We start from the raw sequence: 14,650 nt of genomic DNA on the forward strand, positions 1-14,650 counted from the left end.
AAGCTCTGTTGGAGCGGTAGATGTTGGTAGCATCTCCGCTTCTTTGCTTCTTAAAGTTTTATATTGAGTACCGCTATCGCACTACAAGCCTCCTTTCTAATAAATTGACTTTTACTTTCTGGGTCGAATTCAGCATATAAACGATTGCAGAAATAGGCTGTTTGCGGGATACTGTTCCGCTAAATTGAAGACCTTTCAATTCCTGCGGACAATCGATCTCCACATTATACCAACGCGCCAGTTGTGTCAGAATATTCCCTAACGGCTCCTGCTCGAAAACAAAATCCCCGCGGTGCCATGCGCTGCGTTCCTCCGCAGTCCGACTATCCCAACTCAGTCCATTAGCAGCCACAACAGATTGCCCTGGTTTAAGGGTTAAAGCTTCTCCAGTTTCTAAATCCTTTACCAGCACCTTCCCTTCCAACAATGACACATAGTGTTTTTTCGCATCGGGATATGCCTGCACATTGAATTCTGTGCCCAAGACTTCAATTTCCTGCAGATCTGTTCTCACAATGAAAGGCACATGAATACCATTGAAATGCATTTTGCTGACATCCAGAAACACTTCGCCAGAGATACTTATTCTTCTTTCATCTTTCGCAAACTGCACCGGGAACCTGATGGATGAACCTGCATTAAGATAGACTTTAGTACCATCTGGTAGGGTTATTTTATATTCATTGGCATAGTTCGTTCGTACTTCGTGATAGCGAAAAGCCATATCAGCGCTTAACTTGCCTTGAGGGCCGGAGAAGACCAAGCCTCCATCTTCATAACGGATGTGACCTGCAGCACCCTCATCGATAATTTCGCCCTCGACCGTCCGATTCAGGCCTTCAGCCACACCATCTGGGTGAATCAATATGGCTCCGGAGGTTCCCGCAGCGATATCATGAGAAACCAAGGCTGCTGTTTGTGCTTGTCGCCCATATTTTTGGTAGATGATATATGATTCGGCTGCCCCTAAAAACAGGAAAAGGGAAGCCGCTGCCCACCAACCCCATTTTGGAAAGCGCTTAACCGGCCGGTGATTCCTACCCGATTCTTGCTGATCGATCTGTACCCAAATAGCCTGTAGTATTCGTTGGACCTGCTCATCTTTTAGCTCTGTACCTGCTTCCGATTCGCCAATGCTTAAATACCAGGCCTCCAGCTTCGCGATCTCCGCTGGATTACAAGCCGATTGGTAATACTTATCCAATAAAATATTTAGTTCCTGTTCCGTCATCTATATCGAATTATAGAAGAGATTATCCCCCTCTTATTAGAAAAGGAACCAAAAACTAAAGAATGGCTAGTCGGATTTTACGGTTTAATGATTTGATAATACGCTTAACAATTGCTTAAAGAAAGAAGTAGCTGGTTTCTCTCAGCGTCTTGACGAATCGCTTGCGTATTTCCTTTAATTGGTTGTGTACCGTATGGGGAGAACTGGACAGCAGGGATGCAATTTCAGCAACAGATTTCTTTTCCTCATAACGGAGCTTATAGACCTGTTTCATGCGGGTTGGCAAATCGGCAATTGCTTTATCCAAGAGCAACTCTAATTCGAGGGTATGCGCTTGTTTGAAAGCTGAGGATAGTTCATCTAGGCCAATCAGATCTTCGGGCATATTTTCCCATAGCTGCAACATCATCGGTTTCCGCTTATTCGTACGATAATAGTTCAGCACGCGATTGATTGCCATACCAAATAGATAAGGATAGATATCACCTTTCGGCTGGTAAATCGTTCTGCGTTCCCAAAGTGTAAGAAACATCTCCTGCAACAGATCTTCAACAACTTGCTGATCGCTGATTCGCTTGGAAATTTCAACGTAGAGTCGATGCACGTACTCATGGTAAATGGATTCAAACGCTTGACGATCGCCCTGCTTAAATGCCTCCCAAAGTAACTGCTCGTCTACCTGATTTTTCATTTAATTTAAATTAGAGCGGACTCCATTCCGCCTGATCTACGGCAACAAATATAAAAATCCAAAGGTTAAGCCTATTGTTATCATTTTGTTAACCAACTGTAAACCAACACAACAACACCTAAAAACAGCTTTCAATCTAGCTTCAAATAGGCTCTACAATGACTCCTGAGTACCAACTACTACTCAATCCCCTTTCACTCCCCTTACAAACCCAATGTGTAACCCTTTCAGTGCCGCTCCGAAAGGGCTATACATTGGGTTTGATTAAAGAGATCAAAAGCATTAAGCAGATTCAGCTCTTAAGAAGTCTTAAGCAGGTATATCTTCACTTTTATAGATTGATTTCGAAGCTATTACCAGAAATCAAAAGTTAGAACATCGACTTATGAAACAGCAGTTTATATATTGTTTTAAATTCTCAAACATTTACCTAACTTTGCGGCAACATTAGGTTAAACGCTAGCTAATGTTGGAGTAAGGAAAACAGTAATTGAAAATTCTTTAAATAAAAACCCCAAAAAATACCTCACCATGCCTTTGCAATTCAACACGGTAAAACTATTTGCTGGTTCTGGCACCCTAGAATTAGCAGACAAAATTTCGAAAGCATACGGAAAACCCCTTGGCGACAAGACTCTTTCTAAATTTTCAGACGGAGAAATCCAACCTTTCTACAACGAATCTGTTCGTGGTAGCGACGTTTTCCTTATTCAGTCTACCAATCAACCTACAGACAATCTGTTAGAGTTGTTATTGATGATTGATGCTGCAAAGCGTGCTTCCGCACACTACATCACTGCTGTAGTTCCTTATTTTGGTTTCGCACGTCAAGACCGTAAGGATAAGCCTCGCGTGGCAATCGGCGCTAAAATGATCGCTAACCTGATCACTGCTGCTGGTGCTAGCCGCATCATGACGATGGACTTACACGCTGCACAAATCCAAGGATTCTTCGATATCCCTGTTGACCACTTAGATGGTGCAATTATCTTCGTTCCTTACATCAAGTCATTGAACCTAGAAAACTTAATGATTGCTTCGCCCGATATGGGAGGTTCATACCGCGCTCGTACGTTCGCGAAGTTCTTCAATGCAGAGGTAGTTATCTGTGATAAACGCCGTAAACGTGCCAACGAAATCGAATCGATGTCGATTATCGGTGATGTAACAGGTCAGGATGTAGTATTGATCGATGATATCTGTGATACTGCAGGTACCTTATCTAAAGCTGCAGCCTTGATCATGGAAAATGGCGCTAGATCGGTACGCGCAGTTTGTACACATGCCGTGTTATCCGGAAAAGCATACGAAACAATAGAAAACTCAGTATTATCTGAAATGATCGTAACAGATACCATTCAGCTAAACCCTGAGAAAGCAGCAACATGCAGCAAAATTAGAGTGTTATCTACCGATAAACTTTTCGCTAACGCCATCAAAAACGTAAATGAACATGGTTCAATTTCGGATTTGTTTAATGTTGATTAGATATTAGACATTAGATTTAAGATATTAGAGCATGGCGGCCAATTTGGTCGCCATTTTTTTTGTAGTTTTTTTGAAAGGATGTTTTAAAGTGGTATTTTTTTGAAGAAGTAAAGGGGGAAAGTTTGTTTTGAAGACAGAAAAATTCTTGTCTTGAACCAAGAAAGGAAGGATTTAATGATTGACAGGATCCTGCTCATCTTTTTATCCTTCCTTTCTTGGTTCAAAACTAATTTTCCCTCCTTTTATAAATCAAGGTTCAGACTTCATACTATTTAGCCAGCATACTCTAATATCTAATGTCTTACATCTCATATCTATTTATAAAATATCAACAAATACTTTTTGTTGATATTTTATAAATCATTATCTTTGCACCTCAATTTATAATAAATTCATAACATGAAATCAATTGCTATTAGCGGTTCTGCAAGACAGAACGTAGGGAAAAGAGATTCGAGAGAATTGCGTTACGAGGGTCAAATCCCTGCAGTTCTTTACGGTGGTAAAGAACAAACACATCTTTCGGTATCCGCAGCTGATTTGAAATCTGTTCTATACACTCCAGAGGTGATCTTCGTAGAATTGGATATCAACGGCAAGAAAACAAAAGCTATCGTTCAAGATGCTCAATTCCACCCATTAACAGATTTAGTTACTCACGTTGACTTTTTAGAGTTATTTGATGACAAAGAAGTGTCTATCAATATCCCAGTTAAATTAACTGGTACTTCTCCAGGTGTTAAAATGGGGGGTAAATTAGTTCAAAAATTACGTAGCTTACGTGTTAAAGCATTACCTAACAACTTACCTCAAGAAGTAGAAGTTCCTATGGAAGGTTTAGAAGTTGGTAAATCATTCCGCGTAGGACAAGTGAAATTAGAAAACGCTGTTGTATTAAACAACGCTGACGATACTATCGTTTCTGTAATCATGTCTCGTGCTTTACGTCAAGCAGAGCAAGAAGCAGCTAAAGCAGCTAAAGGCGGTAAAAAATAAGGAACACACAATTCCAAGACAAAAAAGAGAGGTAATCGAAAGATTACCTCTTTTTTTGTCTTAGAGATTAGATGTGAGACATTAGATTTTAGACTTGTCTGAACCAGGAAAGGAAGGATGTAAGGATTGACAGGATCGGGTCTAAGTACTAAATACTTATTACTAACTACTATTTCTGAACCAGGAAAGGAAGGATTAAAGGATTGCCAGGATCGGGTATGGCGTTGAATGACGAGTTTGACATCGTATGTATCAGGAGACGTTTAGTGAAACGTCTCTACGCGGTTCGTCATGATTACCGCCTATATAGTTCAAAACTGCATAGACCCCAAATGGACGCCAATGCGTAGAGACGTTTCACTAAACGTCTCCAACAATACCTGACCGCTGATACTGTCCTTCATCAGACACCATACCCAATCCTGTCAATCCTTTAATCCTTTCTTTCCTGGTTCAAAACAATGTGCATCCTTCCTTTCCTTTCTTCAAAACAACGTGCATCCTTCCTTTCTTCAAAACAAACTTTCCATCATTGTCTACTTGAAAAAAACATATCTCGCCTTCCCAATAAAAGTATGGCGACCAATATTGGCCGCCATACTCTAATATCTCACATCTAAAATCTAATATCTAATTCAACGCTTGCTGCAAGGCAATAGATTTTGGGAATAAAATATTATTCTCTAAATGGATATGCTTATGCAGGTCGTCTTCAAATTCTTTCAACATCTCATAGGTTACGCGGTAGGTGCTGCAACCATCGGCAGGGACCGCATAGTTGTCGGTTAACTTGGCGATCTTTTCGAAGCGTTCGCCTTCGGCATCGTGTTCATGTTCCATCATGTGGATTGGATTCTCGATGGAGCCGAATGGGGCCGGTGCCAATTGGGTATGATCGATTTCTGAATTGATCATTTGGACGATGTAAGGGAACAAGATTTTTTCTTCTTTTACGAGGTGCTGTCCGAGTTCTTTTGCACATTCTTGAAACAGTTTGTTCACCTCTAACAGTTCGGGATGGCGCCCTCCGTGTACTTGGCACAGCTTGTTCAAGTAGGCCAATATCACTGGTGCTTTCTCGCGCACATAGCGGTGATGTGTTTTCTCAATGTACGAAGCCAGGAGGTCTGCCGGCCATGATGCATAATCAATATGCGTTTCATTAGGCTCGCTCAAAACGGCTTTAAGCTCTTCGGTTAGTTTCTCCACATCTACGGATTTCTTTGCTGCCGCTTCTTGTACGGATTTTCCGCCACCGCAACAAAAGTCTAAACCATATTTACTGAATACTGCAGCAGCATGAAAGTTCTTCGCTACAATATCCCCTATTTTTTCATTTACTAAATTTTCCATATCAGTTTTTAATTTTATTTTTCAATGTTAGATCAAATACAAACCATGCGCAGGCGAATACACCTATAGCGAAGATTACATCGCCCGGCGTACGCATCCATTTCAAGAATACCATTCCTGGTTGTTGCATTAATTCGGCAGAACGCGCATACCACATTCCCTCTTTAATACTTGCAATCGCTTGCCATACGCCTACTGGCAAGAGGCTGAGCAGTGCCATCGCCAAGAGGCCGATGTTCAAGCTCCAGAAGCCTATCTTTAAGATTTTCTCATTCCATTGCACATCGCGGTATAGACTGCGCAATACAAACAGCATAAGTCCGATTCCCAACATACCATACACTCCAAATAAGGCGGTGTGCCCGTGCAACGGTGTTGTGTTTAATCCTTGCACATAGTATAACGCGATTGGAGGGTTGATAATAAATCCGAACACCCCGGCGCCAAGAAAGTTCCAGAAGGCAACGGATATCAGATAGTAGATCGGCCATTTATAATCCTGCAACCATTTGGTCGATTTAGACAGCTTGTAGTTATGATAAGCTTCGAAACCTATGATAGTCAACGGTACGACTTCCAACGCGCTGAAGGTTGCTCCCAAAGCCATTACGGCAGTCGGTGTTCCTGAGAAATACAGGTGGTGGAATGTTCCGAGGATACCTCCCGAAAGGAAGATAATCGTCGAGAACAATACGCTTGCCGTTGCCGACTTCGGTTTCAACAGACCTAAGCGCACGAATAAGAAGGCCATAACCACTGTTGCGAACACCTCAAAAAATCCTTCTACCCATAGATGCACGACCCACCATCTCCAATATTCGGCGATAGCTAGATTCGTTTGTCTTCCCCACATCAGTCCCGCACCATAGAATAATGCAATTGCGGAGCAGGAAATCAGGAACATAATGATGAGGTTTTTCTCCTCGCCTCCTTTTTTCAACACCGGGATCAGCGGACGCACCATCAATGCCAGCCAGACAAAGAGACCAACGAACAGGAATAACTGCCAGAAGCGTCCTAGGTCTACATATTCATAGCCCTGATGTCCGAACCAGAAGTTCTGGACCAAGTCTAATTTTTGCATAACGCCAAACCATTGTCCAACCATGGAGCCCACAACGATGATGAGCAGGGCAATGAACAGGAAGTTGACACCGAAGCATTGGAATTTAGGGTCCTTTCCACCTACTGCCGGTGCAATGTAGAGTCCGGTTGCCAACCAAGCTGTGGCGATCCAGAAGATGGCAAGCTGGGTATGCCAAGTACGCGTTACGGAATAAGGGAGGAATTGATCGAGCGGAATACCATAAAGGCCATCGCCTTCGACTCCATAGTGGGCAGTAACAATCCCCAATCCGACCTGAACGAGCATCAGCAAGCTAACAATCCAGAAATACTTCTTCGTTAAGCGCATGGATGGGGTTATGCCTTGGCGTAGCAAAGGATCTTGAGCCGGGTAGAGCAGCTCGTCATCTTCGCCCGATTTTACTTGCCATAGCACTAATGCGCCCACACAGAAGATCAATAGGATAATACTTACGCCAGACCAGGCAAGCAAGTCCATCGTCATCTCATTACCGACTAGTTTTTCATTTGGCCAGTTATGGGTGTAGGATACTTGGTCGCCGGGGCGTTCAGTTACGGTTGCCCAAGTTGCCCAAAAGAAAAAGGCATTTAACTTGTGCAAACGTTCAGGATCTTTAATGGAGTTCTTTGGAATTGCGTAATCTTTACGCAATTGGTCGAACTGAGGATCGTCTGTAAAAAGACCAGCGTAATAGGCAGATAATTCGTTTACCGCCTTTACTCGGTCCACGTCTATAGTTAGGGTATTCGTCTCTTCATTGAAAGTATTCTTACGAATATTGTTTTTCAAGCGTGTTTGTAGCTTCGCTTGATCTTCATCGCTTAAGTCAGCATATGCACTGGCGAATTCCTGCTGCGCATAGCTATCGAGCATGATGAGAGCTTCGCGGTGCAGCCAGTCGGCGGTCCAATCAGGAGCCACGTACGCGCCGTGACCCCATATTGTTCCAACTTCCTGACCACCGATACTTTGCCAAACGTTCTGACCATCTTTGATCTCTTGGCCGGTGAATAATACTTTTCCATCCGCATCGACAACCTGTTCGGGTACAGGTGGCGACACTTGGTATATTTCGTAGCCATAGTACAGCAGCACGCTAAAGGAGATAGCTACTACCAGTACAAAGGACCACCATAATTTTCGTTCTCTACTCATGTGTTTTGGATTAAAGCATCGAGATCTATATCGCAGTTGATCCCGATGCCGTTTTATCTGTTATTCTTACTATTTATTGCGCAATGATTTTACCTTTCATAATACCAGCATGTCCTGGAAAAGAACAAATGAAGTCGTAGGTGCCAGGACCTGGAAGAGTAAACTCGATCGCATCTTGTTCACCGCCGCCGATCACTTTGGTATGCGCAATCACATCTTTCGATTCCGGGATATAGTCTGTATCCTTAGCATTCATTGCGGCTGTTGTAAAAGCAGCTACGTCCGCTCCTGCCTTCAATACCACAACATTGTGTCCCATGACATCCTTCTTCATGGTTCCGACATGCTTCAGTGTTAATTTAACGGGCTCAGCAGCATTGACATTGATCTCGCTCAGGTTGTACTTCATTTGGTCATTACTTTCGATGACAACCTCGTTGCTAGCAGAAGCAGCAGAACCCGCTGGCTCAGTTGCCGGAGCAGGAGCCTCACTCGTCGCAGGCGTTTCAGTTTGATGAGCACTGTGATCTACTGTTTCATTGTTAGATTGGCTTGAGTTGCCACAAGAAGCAGCGAAAAGGCCAAAAGATAAAGCTAAGATTCCGAAGGTATTTACTGTTTTCATGATTATGTGTTTCTATTTAAGACAAAAGTGTCGTAAATAGATTGCAAAAAAAATGATGGAACGCATTTTTTTAAGTGATGATATGGGGGGTTAGATGTTAGACATTAGATTTTAGACATTAGAGTATGGGGTTTTATAGTCGTTAAGAAAAGGGTTGTTTTTCTTTGGTTTGGGAAGGAGAAGTTATCTTTCTCTGGTTTCGGAATGAAAAGTTGTATGGACCAGGAAAGGAAGGATAAAAAGATTAGCAGGATCGGGTGTTATGCCGCTGTCGGAACCATTAAAGGAAAGGTTGTTTTGAATACCAGGAAAGGAAGGATAAAAAGATTAGCAAGATCCTGTTCATCCTTACATCCTTTTTTTCCTGGTTCAAAACAAAAAATCCCGTTCATCCTTACATCCTTCCTTTCCTAGTTCAAGACAATACCATCCTTCATTGCTGCAGTTCTAAAATCTAATGTCTCACATCTAAAATCTAAATACTATTTTTGCCTTTATGAATTTTTTAATTGTTGGATTAGGGAATATTGGCAAGGAATACGCCGATACACGACATAACATAGGTTTTATGGTTGCGGATGAGCTTGCTAATCAGGCTGGGACAACTTGGTCGACCTTGAAGCACGCTTATTATACGGAGTATAAGCAGCGCGGGCATAATGTTTATGTGATCAAGCCGACTACCTTTATGAACTTAAGTGGCAAGGCTGTTAACTATTGGATGCAGGAGTTAAAGGTTCCGGTTCAGAATATTCTGGTTATTGTTGATGATCTGGCGATTCCGTTTGGGTCTTTGCGCGTAAAGCCGAAGGGCTCTGCGGCAGGACATAATGGTTTGCGCTCCATCGAAGCTTCCATTGGGGGGCAGCAGTATCCTAGATTGCGCTTTGGTATTGGTGATAACTTCTCAAAAGGTCGGCAGGTGGATTATGTATTGGGGCCATTTGATAAAGAGGAACAACGTGAATTGCCGGCATTGATAGAGCATTCGGTGAAGATGGTGAATAGCTTTATCAATATTGGTATTGAACTGACGATGACCAATCTGAATACCAAATAGGTTTTTGTTGGAAACTGTAAAGATATTAAATAAGAAAAAGCATCGGAGAGATGCTTTTTCTATTATCTAAACAACAAACTTTAAAGTTTCAATTTAATCTTTGGCTTTGCGGGTCGTAATCAGTATCACACCGTTCTTACCTTTATCACCATAGTCTTTTACGGCTTTGTCTCCTTTGATAACTTTCACCGTTTTAATTTTTTCGCTTTTTAAGTTATCAACGTCCTTTTTACTGGCTTGTTTATCATCGATAAAATAAATCGCATTATTTGGAAGATCTTTTGCCGAGGTAGAGATCGTGACGTCCTTATTTGTTTTCGGACGATTGACCGCTAGCGGAGAGTCTTTTGTAATAATCTTGATGACACCTTCAACATCATCGCCGTAGGTTGCTAGCTCAGTTTTGTCTTTTACCACATAGACTGAGGAGATATTGTTTGGATCCAATTTGTCGGCTTCCTCGCTTTCTACTACTTTCTCATTTACGACCCACACAATCTTTCCTTTTTCCGCATTAGACCTGAAGGTAAGCTTTCGGTTCTCTCCATTTGGATTTGATCTAATCCTTACTCCGCTAAGACGACCTTTTAATGAATCCTGCATGGGTAGATTATGCTCCTTCGCGTAAGCCTTCGTGAAAACCTTTATGAGATTGGTTTTCTTTTCTTTTCCGTCTTCCGTTTTGCCCGTCTCTAACTTCATGTCGATCGAATGGATATCCTCATGTTTTATTTTTTTAACGTCTTCTTCGCTTACCTTCTTCCCGTCGATTTCGTAACTCATATTCTTGCCTTCATGAGATAAGCCTAATACGGATACTCCTCTCCCAGTCAATCGTAGATCATTCTTTGTTGGCGACATGCCGTTTTTTTCAATCCTCCAAACTCTAGACACGGGATCTCCTTCTTTTCTGGTTGTGATGGAGATTATTCCGTCTTTCGCTTTTGGATCAATTGCAAGAGCGTCTTTACCGGTCAAGATCTCGACGTTATCAACACGGCGATCATCAATTAAAGAGAGGTCAAAGTCCTTAGGCATTACTTTGCCGTCGATAACAATGATCTTGTCTTTATTGGTGCCCTGATCGATAAGTTGATCAAATGAGCGCGCCTTGAAGCCTCGTACTACTCTTACGTTATTAATTTTTCCTTTCAACGTATCGCTTTGCTCTGCGCTGAAGGTTAATCCAGATAATTCTTTGACGTTCGCGTTGTCAGACTGATATCCAGTGACTACAGCTTCCTCTGTCTGTTGCGTACTTGCCTTTTTCTTCGTTGTATCTTGCTGAATAATGTTTTTCGATAGTTTGTGTCCAATCTCTGAAACATTCGTTTCGGCGGCTTTAATTACAACCGTTTCGATCTTTGCTTCCGCCTTGTTCAAGGTGAAAGTTGCTCCGGCCAGAATGAAGACCGGCAATAGGAATGCATATTTGCTGAGTTCCAATTTGGATGAGCGTTTCTTGTTCATCATCATAATGCGCTTTTTTAAGGTTTTAAAATTAAACTGATTGCTGATGCCCACCGAAGCACCCTGCTTGGTGACATGCAGCAAAGAGTATTGATAAGTCTGGCGGTCGACACCTTTATCTAACACTTGTTGATCGGTCAAGTATTCAAGATTTTGACGTACGGCTTTGCGCATTAACCATACGAAAGGATTATACCAACAGCTTACCAATACTATTTCAAACAACAAGACATCCCAGGTATGATGGCCCTCAACATGGACATGTTCGTGTTTAAAAATATCGTGAAGTTCTTTTTCAAGATGTTGCTCCTTATGAACGTAGATCTTGTTGAAAAAAGAGAATGGTGCAATAGGGAAGATGACATTGCGGAAAAGGTATTCCCGCCATGCGGATGGTTCGGAATGTAAATGTATCCGCAAGAGGCTAAACAGCTGAATCAGCAATTTCGTAAAGAACGCGATTGCTCCTACAGAGGCAATCATCAGCAATAAGTCACTAAGCGAGAAATAGCTTGCCTTCTCCTCGAATACGAAGGGGATGTAGTTGAACACTTCGCCTATCGGAAGCTCGACTTGCTTCGCGAACCATGATTTGATATCTAAAAACGGGTAGATAAATGCATATAAAGTAGCTACAAGGAAATAGACACGATTAAGCATATAAAAGGTTAGCCCTTTCAATAGTAATTGATATCCCAAGAAGATGATAATGATAAGCAGGTTTACTTGCAACAAATAAGTCAGTAAGCTTTCCATAGGTCTATGATTTATTATTCCGGATCATATCCATGATCTCTTCAAGTTCATTCGGGCTAAGCTTCTCTTCTTTGACAAAAAATGAAACCATTTCTTTATAGGAATTCTTGAAATAATCGCCTACGAAAGAGTTCATGAATTTTGCCTTATACTCCTCAGAAGTGATTAGAGGTTCGTAGCGTTTCGCGTTAGCATACTTGACCGCTTTCACATAGCCTTTCTTTTCTAAATTACGGATGGTTGATGCCAATGTCGTATAAGGCATATCATCGGATTTTAGGTTGTCTAGGATGTCGCGAATAAAGCCACCCCCTAATTGCCAAATAGATAGCATTGCTTCTTCTTCCTGTATTGTTAACTTCTCCATACATCTACTGATTTTTCACTAATTTACGAGTTTTTCGTAGATGTCAAAATATTTTAACATTTTTTGTTGATTTTGTTAGGTTAAATGGCTCGTTTTATGATAGATAATAGCCTCTATATTTTCCAAAAAAGAAAACATTTAAATTGAAATGACTTTTTGCGTGAATAAGTCAATAAATCGTTCCTAAAATGACGAGATTGTGTCATTTTGATACCCTAGTCAGTTAGATTTTATAAATCAATTTCATACATTTGTGTATACGACTTTTAGTAATACTACAATTAATACAAGAAATTGACTATGTCTGAAACAGCATCTATTAACTTAAATGGCTCTTCTTATGAGTTCCCAGTAATTACGGGGACTGAAAATGAGAAAGCAATTGATATTTCAAAATTAAGAGATCAATCGGGTTACATCACATTAGACCCAGGTTATAAAAATACAGGCGCGACGAAGAGCGCCATTACCTTCTTAGATGGTGAAAAAGGTATCCTTCATTATAGAGGATATGCTATTGAAGAATTAGCAGAAAAGTCAACTTTCCTAGAGGTTGCCTATTTATTGATTTACGGCGAACTTCCTTCGAAAGACGTATTAGAGAAATTCCGCGCTGATATCCGTGCGCAAATGATGATCCATGAAGATATGAAAAACTTCTTCACCGGATTTCCATCAAAATCTCACCCAATGGGTCAGTTGTCATGTTTAGTGGGTGTTTTATCATCTTTCTATCCGGAATCTCTAAACCCGAACCAATCTGATGAAGAAGAGGATAAAATGATCATCAATTTATTGGCTAAAATGCCAACGATCGTTTCTTGGATTCAAAAGAAATCTTTAGGTCATCCAGTTGTTTATCCTAAAAACAACTTCGGTTATATTGAGAACTTCTTGAACATGATTTTTGGAGAAGTTAATCAAGAGAAAACATTCGATCCATTAGTAATCGAAGCAATGCACAAATTATTGATTCTACACGCAGACCACGAGCAGAACTGTTCGACATCAACTGTCCGTATCGTAGGATCATCAAATGCGAATATGTATGCTTCTATCTCAGCTGGTATCAATGCATTGTGGGGACCTCTTCACGGTGGTGCTAACCAAGCAGTAATCGAAATGTTGGAAGCAATTAAAGAGGATGGCGGTGATGCTGAGAAATACTTAGCAAAAGCAAAAGACAAAAATGATCCTTTCCGTTTAATGGGATTCGGTCACCGTGTATACAAGAACTTCGACCCACGTGCGAAAATCATCAAGAAAGCTTGTGATGACGTATTAGAGAAGTTAGGAGTTAATGATCCTGTTTTAGATATCGCTAAGAAATTAGAAGAAGCAGCATTGAACGACCAATACTTTATCGACCGTAAATTATATCCAAACGTTGACTTCTACTCAGGTATTATCTACCGCGCATTAGGATTCAACTCTGATATGTTTACTGTATTGTTCGCACTAGGACGTCTTCCAGGATGGATTGCACAATGGAAAGAGATGCGCGATAATAAAGAACCTATCGGTCGTCCAAGACAAGTATACACCGGCGAAACATTACGCCCATACGTAAGTATCAAAGACAGATAAGAAAACACTTTTCAATTTTATAAGGAAAGGGATAGTCGAGTAACATTGGCTATCCCTTTTTTAGTAGTTAGTATTTAGTACTTAGTAGTTAGAACTATGATGCTTTTAGTACTTAGTAGTTAGTACTTAGTAGTTAGACCTATGATGGAATCATAAGTCTATTAAGAGAGGTTCTTTACCTATTACCTTCAAGAGTGATAATCGAAGAAAACATTACGCACAAAAAAAGGCGTCCATTTATTGGCGCCCAGGGTCTTTATACTAAATACTAACTACTAAATACTACTATCTAACAGATATTCGCTTCACGACTGTTTCCGAGCCGCTCATTACTCTTACGAAGTATATGCCTTCTTTTAGTTTGGCACTGGAGTCGAAGTTTAGGTTTTGTGTTCCTGCGTCTAAATCACCGTTATGTAATGCTAATACTTCATTACCAAGTGCGTCCATAACCTTGATTGATACATGGCTGTTTTTGCTTAATTTGAAGTTTACTGTGACTTGAGCTGCGATAGGATTGTAAAAAACTTTAACGTTATTGATTAATTTATCCGACTCTTCGGCAATAACTGCTACACGATTAGCGTTTCTATTCTTAGCAGAGATTAAACTTTGCTTACTTGCGCTAGCTTTAGTCGTATCGGCTTGGAATGTGTTTGCTTGGGCAAAGCCAATAAACATCCATAATACCAGGGTATTCATGATGCTAATACGTGCTATTTTAGTCCATTCAAACTTCATTCTATCCTTTGGATTATTAACGCTAGGTTATGGTTTAATCAAA

General features: G+C 41.0%; 12 protein-coding genes. 4 read left to right on the forward strand and 8 right to left on the reverse strand.

What is annotated here, in order from left to right; genetic code table 11:
- Nucleotides 1-73 precede the first annotated feature (73 nt).
- Both B2400_RS10560 and B2400_RS10565 read right to left on the reverse strand, forming a co-directional pair.
- Entirely contained in the window at nt 74-1,231 is a 1,158-nt protein-coding gene (locus B2400_RS10560; protein ID WP_293933210.1) for a FecR family protein, read from the reverse strand.
- A 115-nt stretch (nt 1,232-1,346) separates the two neighbouring features.
- Nucleotides 1,347-1,922, reverse strand: coding sequence for an RNA polymerase sigma factor (locus B2400_RS10565; RefSeq protein WP_293933212.1), 576 nt, complete (start codon nt 1,920-1,922; stop codon nt 1,347-1,349).
- Nucleotides 1,923-2,453: 531 nt separating this feature from the next.
- Here B2400_RS10565 and B2400_RS10570 point away from each other — a divergent pair.
- Both B2400_RS10570 and B2400_RS10575 read left to right on the forward strand, forming a co-directional pair.
- Nucleotides 2,454-3,410, forward strand: coding sequence for a ribose-phosphate pyrophosphokinase (locus tag B2400_RS10570; protein WP_149526969.1), 957 nt, complete (start codon nt 2,454-2,456; stop codon nt 3,408-3,410).
- Nucleotides 3,411-3,809: 399 nt separating this feature from the next.
- Nucleotides 3,810-4,406, forward strand: coding sequence for a 50S ribosomal protein L25/general stress protein Ctc (locus tag B2400_RS10575; RefSeq protein ID WP_149526970.1), 597 nt, complete (start codon nt 3,810-3,812; stop codon nt 4,404-4,406).
- A 630-nt stretch (nt 4,407-5,036) separates the two neighbouring features.
- Here B2400_RS10575 and ric read toward each other — a convergent pair.
- The 3 genes from ric to azu all read right to left on the reverse strand — a co-directional run bounded on the left by ric (nt 5,037) and on the right by azu (nt 8,626).
- Nucleotides 5,037-5,759, reverse strand: a complete 723-nt coding sequence (ric, locus tag B2400_RS10580) for an iron-sulfur cluster repair di-iron protein (RefSeq protein ID WP_293933215.1) — start codon at nt 5,757-5,759, stop codon at nt 5,037-5,039.
- Between the two features lies 1 nt (nt 5,760).
- Nucleotides 5,761-8,001 carry a nitric-oxide reductase large subunit gene (locus B2400_RS10585; RefSeq protein WP_293933217.1) on the reverse strand — a complete coding sequence of 747 codons (2,241 nt, stop codon included), beginning with the start codon at nt 7,999-8,001 and terminating at the stop codon, nt 5,761-5,763.
- A gap of 73 nt (nt 8,002-8,074) precedes the next feature.
- On the reverse strand, nt 8,075-8,626 hold the full coding sequence (gene azu / locus B2400_RS10590) for an azurin (RefSeq protein ID WP_260042375.1): 552 nt from the start codon (nt 8,624-8,626) through the stop codon (nt 8,075-8,077).
- A 496-nt stretch (nt 8,627-9,122) separates the two neighbouring features.
- On the opposite strand from azu, the gene pth reads away from it, so the two are divergent.
- Nucleotides 9,123-9,686, forward strand: coding sequence for an aminoacyl-tRNA hydrolase (pth, locus tag B2400_RS10595; protein WP_149526975.1), 564 nt, complete (start codon nt 9,123-9,125; stop codon nt 9,684-9,686).
- A 93-nt stretch (nt 9,687-9,779) separates the two neighbouring features.
- Here the strand turns inward: pth and B2400_RS10600 are convergent, their stop codons facing one another.
- Both B2400_RS10600 and B2400_RS10605 read right to left on the reverse strand, forming a co-directional pair.
- A complete protein-coding gene (locus B2400_RS10600; protein WP_293933219.1) occupies nt 9,780-11,912 on the reverse strand; it encodes a M56 family metallopeptidase in 2,133 nt (710 codons plus the stop codon).
- Between the two features lie 4 nt (nt 11,913-11,916).
- On the reverse strand, nt 11,917-12,279 hold the full coding sequence (locus B2400_RS10605; protein WP_149526977.1) for a BlaI/MecI/CopY family transcriptional regulator: 363 nt from the start codon (nt 12,277-12,279) through the stop codon (nt 11,917-11,919).
- Between the two features lie 300 nt (nt 12,280-12,579).
- Between B2400_RS10605 and B2400_RS10610 the strand changes: the two genes are divergently transcribed.
- The gene (locus tag B2400_RS10610; RefSeq protein WP_149526978.1) at nt 12,580-13,866 is read left to right on the forward strand and encodes a citrate synthase; all 1,287 of its coding nucleotides are present in this window, start codon (nt 12,580-12,582) and stop codon (nt 13,864-13,866) included.
- 285 nt (nt 13,867-14,151) lie between these two features.
- Here B2400_RS10610 and B2400_RS10615 read toward each other — a convergent pair whose 3' ends face one another.
- On the reverse strand, nt 14,152-14,607 hold the full coding sequence (locus tag B2400_RS10615; RefSeq protein WP_293933222.1) for a T9SS type A sorting domain-containing protein: 456 nt from the start codon (nt 14,605-14,607) through the stop codon (nt 14,152-14,154).
- Between the last annotated feature and the right edge of the window lie 43 nt (nt 14,608-14,650).

This window comes from Sphingobacterium sp. UBA6645, from assembly GCF_002455685.1.
In the GTDB taxonomy this organism is placed as follows: Bacteria; Bacteroidota; Bacteroidia; order Sphingobacteriales; family Sphingobacteriaceae; genus Sphingobacterium; species Sphingobacterium hotanense.

What these genes read in the sequence shown, in the direction of transcription:
- B2400_RS10560 (WP_293933210.1), bottom strand. Translation starts at nt 1,231, where the DNA reads ATGACGGAACAGGAACTAAATATTTTATTGGATAAGTATTACCAATCG.
- B2400_RS10565 (WP_293933212.1), bottom strand. Translation starts at nt 1,922, where the DNA reads ATGAAAAATCAGGTAGACGAGCAGTTACTTTGGGAGGCATTTAAGCAG.
- B2400_RS10570 (WP_149526969.1), top strand. Translation starts at nt 2,454, where the DNA reads ATGCCTTTGCAATTCAACACGGTAAAACTATTTGCTGGTTCTGGCACC.
- B2400_RS10575 (WP_149526970.1), top strand. Translation starts at nt 3,810, where the DNA reads ATGAAATCAATTGCTATTAGCGGTTCTGCAAGACAGAACGTAGGGAAA.
- ric (WP_293933215.1), bottom strand. Translation starts at nt 5,759, where the DNA reads ATGGAAAATTTAGTAAATGAAAAAATAGGGGATATTGTAGCGAAGAAC.
- B2400_RS10585 (WP_293933217.1), bottom strand. Translation starts at nt 8,001, where the DNA reads ATGAGTAGAGAACGAAAATTATGGTGGTCCTTTGTACTGGTAGTAGCT.
- azu (WP_260042375.1), bottom strand. Translation starts at nt 8,626, where the DNA reads ATGAAAACAGTAAATACCTTCGGAATCTTAGCTTTATCTTTTGGCCTT.
- pth (WP_149526975.1), top strand. Translation starts at nt 9,123, where the DNA reads ATGAATTTTTTAATTGTTGGATTAGGGAATATTGGCAAGGAATACGCC.
- B2400_RS10600 (WP_293933219.1), bottom strand. Translation starts at nt 11,912, where the DNA reads ATGGAAAGCTTACTGACTTATTTGTTGCAAGTAAACCTGCTTATCATT.
- B2400_RS10605 (WP_149526977.1), bottom strand. Translation starts at nt 12,279, where the DNA reads ATGGAGAAGTTAACAATACAGGAAGAAGAAGCAATGCTATCTATTTGG.
- B2400_RS10610 (WP_149526978.1), top strand. Translation starts at nt 12,580, where the DNA reads ATGTCTGAAACAGCATCTATTAACTTAAATGGCTCTTCTTATGAGTTC.
- B2400_RS10615 (WP_293933222.1), bottom strand. Translation starts at nt 14,607, where the DNA reads ATGAAGTTTGAATGGACTAAAATAGCACGTATTAGCATCATGAATACC.